We start from the raw sequence: 7,084 nt of genomic DNA on the forward strand, positions 1-7,084 counted from the left end.
ACATGATTCATCGGGCGGGGTTGGCCAGGCAGGCCGGAAATTCTTTTTAGCGTTGAACCGGAGTCATCCGGTCAGCAAATCTGCGCCTGTTTTCCTTCGTAGTCCAGCCAGCGTAGCCTGTTAAACAAGGCTTGCGGTGAATTAGGGCGACTTTTCTAACTATTAATCTTATGAATGCCCTCACATGCAAGCGTGTGTGGCCGGGCTGCGTCCTACAGAAATGACCGCAAAGTCGCATTTCAACCCGTATTTAGGGCGATTGACAATTGTCGGAAATTCCGTGAAGGTGGCGTACCCAAATCAAACGGGCGTATGAATTGAGCGTTTGTATTGCAGACTGCTCCTACAGAATCCCGACTATCGCGTTGGCGGGTGTGCCGGGTGGATGAGTGTCAGCATCGACGAAAAAACGTCCTGCCGAGCCATTTGCCTGCGTCCGACGTGTACTGTTCAGCTTCCATATCGTGGAGATCAGTTGATGATTTACGAAGGTAAAGCCATCACGGTTAAAGCTCTTGAAAGTGGCATCGTCGAATTGAAATTCGACCTCAAGGGTGAGTCCGTCAACAAGTTCAACCGTCTTACCCTGAACGAACTGCGTCAGGCCGTAGACACCATCAAGGCAGATGCTTCGATCAAGGGCGTGATCGTCAGCAGTGGCAAGGACGTGTTCATCGTCGGCGCCGACATCACCGAATTTGTCGACAACTTCAAGCTGCCGGATGCCGAGCTGGTTGCTGGCAATCTCGAAGCCAACAAGATCTTCAGCGATTTCGAAGACCTCAACGTTCCGACCGTCGCCGCGATCAACGGCATCGCCCTGGGTGGCGGCCTGGAAATGTGCCTGGCAGCGGACTACCGCGTCATGTCGACCAAGGCCAAGATCGGTCTGCCGGAAGTCAAGCTGGGCATCTACCCGGGCTTCGGCGGTACCGTGCGTCTGCCGCGCCTGATCGGGGCCGACAACGCCATCGAGTGGATTGCCGCCGGCAAGGAAAACCGTCCTGAAGATGCGCTGAAAGTCGGCGCCGTCGATGCCGTGGTTGCCCCTGAAAAACTGCAGGATGCCGCCCTTGAGCTGATCAAGCGCGCCGTCTCCGGCGAGTTCGACTACAAGGCCAAGCGCCAGCCGAAGCTGGAAAAGCTCAAGCTGAACGCCATTGAACAAATGATGGCTTTCGAAACCGCCAAAGGTTTCGTGGCTGGCCAGGCCGGCCCGAACTACCCGGCCCCGGTCGAAGCGATCAAGACCATCCAGAAAGCCGCGAACTTCGGTCGTGACAAGGCGCTGGAAGTCGAAGCAGCAGGTTTCGTGAAGCTGGCCAAGACCTCTGCCGCGCAGAGCTTGATCGGTCTGTTCCTGAACGATCAGGAACTGAAGAAAAAGGCCAAGGCCTACGACGAAATCGCCAAGGACGTGAAGCAGGCTGCCGTACTGGGCGCCGGCATCATGGGTGGCGGTATCGCCTATCAGTCGGCTTCCAAAGGTACGCCGATCCTGATGAAGGACATCAACGAGCACGGCATCGAGCAAGGTCTGGCTGAAGCCGCCAAGCTGCTGGTCGGTCGCGTTGATAAAGGTCGCATGACCGCCGCGAAAATGGCTGAAGTGCTCAACGGCATTCGTCCGACCCTGTCCTACGGCGATTTCGGTCACGTCGACCTGGTCGTTGAAGCCGTGGTCGAGAACCCGAAGGTCAAGCAAGCCGTTCTGGCGGAAGTCGAAGACAAGGTCAAAGAGGACACCATCCTCGCGTCCAACACCTCGACCATTTCCATCAGCCTGCTGGCCAAGGCCCTCAAGCGTCCGGAAAACTTCGTCGGCATGCACTTCTTCAACCCGGTGCACATGATGCCGCTGGTGGAAGTGATCCGAGGCGAGAAGTCCAGCGAGTTGGCCATCGCCACCACCGTTGCCTACGCCAAGAAAATGGGCAAGAACCCGATCGTCGTCAACGACTGCCCGGGCTTCCTGGTCAACCGCGTACTGTTCCCGTACTTCGGCGGTTTCGCCAAACTGGTCAGCGCCGGTGTGGACTTCGTCCGTATCGACAAGATCATGGAAAAATTCGGCTGGCCAATGGGCCCGGCGTACCTGATGGACGTGGTCGGCATCGACACCGGTCACCACGGTCGTGACGTGATGGCTGAAGGCTTCCCGGACCGCATGAAGGACGACCGTCGTTCGGCCATCGACGTGCTTTACGAAGCCAAGCGTCTGGGTCAGAAGAACGGCAAGGGCTTCTATGCCTACGAGGCCGACAAGAAAGGCAAGCAGAAGAAAGTCGCCGATCCGTCGGTACTGGAAGTGCTCAAGCCGATCGTCTACGAGCAGCGTGAAGTCACTGACGAAGACATCATTAACTGGATGATGATCCCGCTGTGCCTGGAAACCGTTCGTTGCCTGGAAGACGGCATCGTCGAAACCGCCGCCGAAGCCGACATGGGTCTGGTCTACGGTATTGGTTTCCCTCCATTCCGTGGCGGTGCGCTGCGCTACATCGACTCGATCGGTGTTGCCGAGTTCGTTGCCCTGGCCGACCAGTACGCTGATTTGGGCGCGCTGTACCACCCGACCGCGAAGCTGCGCGAAATGGCCAAGAACGGCCAGAGCTTCTTCGGTTAAGCGCCCCCAACTAGAGTGAGAGTGAACTTATGAGCTTGAATCCTAGAGACGTCGTGATTGTCGACTTCGGTCGTACTCCGATGGGCCGCTCCAAGGGCGGCATGCACCGCAACACCCGCGCCGAAGACATGTCGGCGCACCTGATCAGCAAACTGCTGGAACGCAACACCAAGGTCGATCCTGCTGAAGTCGAGGACGTGATCTGGGGCTGCGTCAACCAGACCCTGGAGCAAGGCTGGAACATCGCGCGCATGGCGTCGCTGATGACCCAGATCCCTCACACCTCGGCCGGCCAGACCGTCAGCCGTCTGTGCGGCTCGTCGATGAGCGCGCTGCACACTGCTGCGCAAGCGATTATGACCGGTAACGGTGACGTGTTCGTGGTTGGCGGCGTCGAGCATATGGGTCACGTGAGCATGATGCACGGTGTCGATCCGAACCCGCACATGTCTCTGTACGCGGCGAAAGCCTCGGGCATGATGGGCCTGACCGCTGAAATGCTGGGCAAAATGCACGGCATCACTCGCGAACAACAGGACGCCTTTGGCGTGCGTTCCCACCAGTTGGCCCACAAGGCGACTGTGGAAGGCAAGTTCAAGGACGAAATCATCCCGATGCAGGGTTACGACGAGAACGGTTTCCTGAAAACCTTCGACTACGACGAAACCATTCGTCCGGAAACCACCCTGGAAAGTCTGGCGGCTCTGAAGCCGGCATTCAATCCAAAGGGCGGCACCGTGACGGCCGGTACTTCGTCGCAGATCACCGATGGTGCTTCGTGCATGATCGTGATGTCGGCACAGCGTGCGCAGGACCTGGGCATCCAGCCTCTGGCGGTGATTCGCTCGATGGCGGTAGCGGGTGTGGACCCGGCCATCATGGGCTATGGTCCGGTACCGGCTACTCAGAAAGCACTGAAACGTGCCGGCCTGGGTATCAACGATATCGACTTCTTCGAGCTCAACGAAGCGTTCGCCGCACAGGCCCTGCCAGTGCTGAAAGACCTGAAAGTGCTCGACAAGATGAATGAGAAGGTTAACCTGCACGGCGGCGCGATCGCCCTGGGTCACCCGTTCGGTTGCTCTGGTGCCCGTATTTCCGGCACTTTGCTGAACGTGATGAAGCAGAATGGCGGCACCTTCGGGGTGGCCACCATGTGCATTGGCCTCGGCCAAGGCATCTCCACCGTCTTCGAACGCGTTTAAGCGTCTCGTCGATGGAAGCCGGGGCCAAGTGCCCCGGTTTTTGTTTTTGCGGATTTATTTTTGTTTTTATTTTGAAAAAATTTGAGTGAGGGCCGAAGCATGCCGATACAACCTGGGCTCTACCAACATTACAAAGGTCCGCAGTACCGCGTATTCAGTGTCGCGCGGCATTCCGAGACCGAAGAAGAAGTGGTCTTTTACCAAGCCCTGTATGGCGATTACGGCTTCTGGGTACGTCCCTTGAGCATGTTCCTGGAGTCTGTCGAGGTTGACGGGGAGCAGGTCCCACGCTTTGCTTTGGTGCAAGCCGAACCGAGCCTTTTTTCGAAGCCGTAAGGCGAGTGCGCGCAAAACCCTGCGCTTGACCTCACCTTGTAGCCACTATATATAGCGGTGCCGCGTCAGGCGCCAACCGCCTTTCACTTCTAGAATTCAGGAATTTTCTGATCCATGGGCAAATCGCTGGTCATTGTGGAATCCCCGGCTAAGGCCAAGACCATCAACAAGTATCTGGGCAACCAATACGTGGTGAAGTCGAGTATCGGCCATATCCGAGACCTGCCCACCAGCGGTTCGGCTAGCGCCAGCAAGGAGCCTGCCGCCAAGCGCGGCAAGGCTGCTGCGGGCGAAGCGCCAGCGCTGTCGCCGAAAGAGAAGGCGCGCAAGCAGCTGGTCTCGCGCATGGGTGTCGATCCCGAGCATGGCTGGAAAGCCAAGTACGAGATCCTCCCGGGCAAGGAAAAGGTCATCGAAGAGCTGCGCCGGCTCGCCAAGGATGCTGACACCATCTATCTCGCAACCGACTTGGATCGCGAGGGGGAAGCCATTGCCTGGCACCTGCGCGAAGCCATCGGTGGTGACGACAGCCGCTACAAGCGCGTGGTGTTCAACGAAATCACCAAGAAGGCGATTCAGGAAGCCTTCTCGGAGCCGGGCGAACTCGACATCGATCGAGTGAACGCGCAGCAGGCCCGTCGTTTCCTCGACCGCGTCGTGGGTTACATGGTCTCGCCGCTGCTGTGGGCCAAGATCGCCCGTGGCCTGTCCGCCGGTCGCGTGCAATCGGTTGCCGTGAAACTGGTGGTAGAACGTGAGCGTGAGATTCGTGCGTTCAACCCGGAAGAGTACTGGGAAGTGCATGCCGATCTCGGCACCGCCAAAGGCTCGACCGTGCGTTTCGAAGTGGCTCGCGAGAAAGGCGAAGCCTTCAAGCCGCTGAACGAAGCCCAGGCCACCGCTGCCCTGGAAAAGCTCAAGTCCTCCAGCTACAGCATCGTCAAGCGTGAAGACAAACCGACCAGCAGCAAGCCGTCGGCACCGTTCATCACCTCCACACTGCAACAGGCCGCGAGCAACCGCCTGGGCTTCGGTGTGAAGAAAACCATGATGATGGCCCAGCGTCTGTACGAAGCCGGCTACATCACTTATATGCGTACCGACTCGACCAACCTCTCGGCTGATGCCGTGGCGATGGCGCGCGATTACATCGAAACCGAATTCGGCAAGAAGTACCTGCCGGAGTCGCCGAACGTCTACAGCAGCAAAGAAGGCGCACAAGAGGCTCACGAAGCGATTCGTCCTTCCGACGCCAACACCACGCCCGCCAAGCTGGCCGGCATGGAGCGCGACGCTGAGCGCCTCTATGAGCTGATCTGGCGCCAGTTCCTGGCTTGCCAGATGCTGCCGGCGCAATACCTGTCGACCACTGTCAGCGTCGCTGCCGGCGACTTCGAGCTGCGCGCCAAGGGCCGCATCCTGAAGTTCGACGGTTACACCCGCGTGCTGCCGCAAATCACCAAGCCTGGCGACGATGATGTTTTGCCAGACATGGCGCAGGGCGACGTGATGAAGCTGATCAAGCTCGATCCGTCCCAGCACTTCACCAAGCCGCCGGCCCGTTATTCGGAAGCCAGCCTGGTGAAGGAAATGGAAAAACGCGGCATCGGCCGTCCTTCGACCTATGCGGCGATCATCTCGACCATTCAGGATCGCGGCTACGTGACCCTGCACAACCGTCGTTTCTATTCAGAAAAGATGGGCGACATCGTCACCGAGCGTCTGTCGGAAAGCTTCTCGAACCTCATGGACTACGGCTTCACCGCCGGCATGGAAGAGAATCTCGATGACGTGGCCCAGGGCGAACGCGACTGGAAAAATGTGCTTGACGAGTTCTACGGCGACTTCAAGAAAAAGCTCGAAGTGGCGGAGAATCCGGAAGCCGGCATGCGTGCCAACCAGCCGGTAATGACCGATATTCCGTGCACCACTTGCGGTCGTCCGATGCAGATTCGTACTGCATCGACCGGCGTATTCCTCGGCTGCTCGGGCTACAGCCTGCCGCCGAAAGAACGCTGCAAGGCGACCGTCAACCTGGTGCCGGGCGACGAAATCGCGGCGGACGACGAGGGCGAGTCGGAATCCCTGGTACTGCGCGGCAAGCATCGCTGCCCGATCTGCAGCACAGCGATGGACGCCTACCTGCTCGACGAGAAGCGCAAGCTGCACATCTGCGGTAACAACCCGGATTGCGCCGGCTACGAGATCGAAGAGGGCAGCTACCGCATCAAGGGCTACGAAGGTCCGAGCCTGGAGTGCGACAAGTGCGGCAGCGAAATGCAGCTCAAGACCGGCCGTTTCGGCAAGTTCTTCGGTTGCACCAACCCGACGTGCAAGAACACCCGCAAGCTGCTGAAGAGCGGTGACGCGGCGCCGCCGAAGATGGATCCGGTGAAGATGCCTGAGCTGAAATGCGAAAAGGTCAACGACACCTACATCCTGCGTGACGGTGCGTCCGGTCTGTTCCTGGCGGCCAGTCAGTTCCCGAAAAACCGCGAGACCCGTGCTCCGCTGGTGATCGAGATTCTGCCGCACAAGGACGAGATCGATCCGAAGTACCACTTCCTGTGCGAAGCGCCGCAGAAGGATCCGGATGGCCTGCCAGCCGTGATCCGCTACAGCCGCAAGACCAAAGAGCAATACGTTCAGACCGAAGTCGACGGCAAGCCGACTGGCTGGAAAGCGTTCTTTGACGGTGGAAAATGGACGGTCGAAGACAAGCGTCCGGCAAAAGCCAAGGCTTGAGGAAGTGCTGATCTGAAGGTGCCCTGACTGGGCATCTTCAACACAAAAGGCCGCATGACAACCTTCGGGTTTTCATGCGGCCTTTTTGTTTAATGTGTCTCGTCCTGAATAAGGTTTACACCTTCTGGCTTCTTATCAGGAGGGTGCAATGGATTCGGGCACAAAACGCAGT

4 protein-coding genes are annotated in these 7,084 nt (G+C 58.4%); all 4 read left to right on the forward strand.

All coding sequences use genetic code 11. The features are described from left to right. The first annotated feature begins 478 nt into the window (after positions 1-478). The gene (fadB, locus tag AC1Q9F_RS27960; RefSeq protein WP_007953061.1) at positions 479-2,626 is read left to right on the forward strand and encodes a fatty acid oxidation complex subunit alpha FadB; all 2,148 of its coding nucleotides are present in this window, start codon (positions 479-481) and stop codon (positions 2,624-2,626) included. Positions 2,627-2,655: 29 nt separating this feature from the next. Then, positions 2,656-3,831: an acetyl-CoA C-acyltransferase FadA gene (gene fadA, locus AC1Q9F_RS27965; RefSeq protein ID WP_007953060.1), complete on the forward strand. Its 1,176-nt coding sequence runs from the start codon at positions 2,656-2,658 to the stop codon at positions 3,829-3,831. A gap of 99 nt (positions 3,832-3,930) precedes the next feature. After that, positions 3,931-4,167: a DUF1653 domain-containing protein gene (locus tag AC1Q9F_RS27970; protein WP_007953059.1), complete on the forward strand. Its 237-nt coding sequence runs from the start codon at positions 3,931-3,933 to the stop codon at positions 4,165-4,167. A gap of 114 nt (positions 4,168-4,281) precedes the next feature. Next, on the forward strand, positions 4,282-6,912 hold the full coding sequence (gene topA, locus AC1Q9F_RS27975; protein WP_007953057.1) for a type I DNA topoisomerase: 2,631 nt from the start codon (positions 4,282-4,284) through the stop codon (positions 6,910-6,912). Positions 6,913-7,084: the final 172 nt, after the last annotated feature.

This window comes from Pseudomonas sp. GW823-FHT04A03 (assembly GCF_058796615.1).